The sequence below is a fragment of the Limosilactobacillus coleohominis genome, from assembly GCF_016901675.1.
Lineage (GTDB): Bacteria > Bacillota > Bacilli > Lactobacillales > Lactobacillaceae > Limosilactobacillus > Limosilactobacillus intestinavium.
Map to the genome: position 1 here is coordinate 1 of NZ_JACJKU010000145.1, position 1,424 is coordinate 1,424.

At 37.2% G+C, this 1,424-nt stretch carries 1 protein-coding gene; it reads left to right on the plus strand.

Annotation, left to right across the window (positions count from 1 at the left end; translation table 11 throughout):
• On the plus strand, nucleotides 1–1,298 hold a 1,298-nt coding region (locus H5975_RS08085; protein ID WP_204785613.1), incomplete at its 5' end, for a YfhO family protein.
• Nucleotides 1,299–1,424: the final 126 nt, after the last annotated feature.

Consider the following 1,424-nt stretch of genomic DNA (forward strand, 5'->3'; position numbering starts at 1 on the left):
CACTATTTGTGGTACTAGTAATACTAGATGTAACCACTAATGTCTACGTTTCTTTGAATCATATTTCATATGTATCTCAACCTGAATTTGGCAACTATACCACCGCTATGGATAAAGCTGTTCAAGAAAATAAACGCCATGATAATTCATTCTATCGAACCGCGAAAAACTTTATGCGGACTAAAGATGATCCATTTCAAGGTGATTACAATGGCGCTGAACACTTTGGTTCAACTTTAGAGCCATCAATTTCCAGTTTTATGAGTTCAATTGGTCAACCATCTGGTGATGGCTTTATCGCTTATTCTAATGGTACTCAAGTAACTGATTCCCTATTAGGGTTCAAATATTTTTTGCAGGCTAAGAACCATGGTCAGCAGGCAGATGGTAATCAAGTCTTGCCAATTACTAGTACACGGCCCGATTGGTACTCTTCAAAAACTCGCTATGAAACAAATATGGTGAATATTAAACATAATTCAAACGCACTTCCAATCGCGTTTGGGGCCAGCAACCAAATTCTCCATTATAAAAATGTTAGTCTAGATCCATTAAATTACCAATCAGCGATTTTTCAATTACTAGCAGGGAATAGTGCTAATCATCAATTATTTGATGTTCAAAATTTTGATAATGTTAAATTTACAAACGTCCAAAAAGTAAAACAAATTACTGGTACTAACTTTATCCGGAATAATCCCCTGCAAAATGCCAGTGTGACACTTCACTTTACACCTTCAACCAACGATTCATACTACTTAACCTTAGGGCCAAGCGTAAAGAACGTCGCTTCAATTCAACTAAATGGCCGTACTCTAGACCAGTATCCGACATACCACAATACTATCGTCGTCAACGTCGCAAGCCACCAAAAGGGCCATCCTGTAGCAATTAAGTTCACAATGAAAAAGCAAGCCATGTGGATGCAAAATGTTAGTCTTTACAAGCTTAATGGTCATCAATTCAACAAAGATGTCCAGACTCTTCAACAACAAGCTTTAAAAGTAACTAGCTACCATGCTAATCAAATTAATGGTAAAGTCACTATTAAACACCATCAGCAAATTTTAATGACAACCATTCCTTATGCTAAAGGCTGGCATGTCAAGATTGACGGTGCTGTCGTGAAACCAATTAAAGTCATTAATACCTTTATGGCAGTCCCAATCACTCGTGGCACTCACCACGTCTCATTTACTTTTATTCCACCATACCTGATATCAGGGTTGATTGTTAGTCTATTGACACTGATTGCGTGCGGTGGCTGGGCTTACTACCAACGTCGTAGAAAGATCTAACATAACCCTTAAAAATGAGGCTCTACATCATTTAGTGTTGGTTTAACAAAATCGTGAAATTTTCGCTAAATTGGTATAGTTTTACGAGTTACATACTTTTAGGGTATGTGACTCTTTTATTTTACT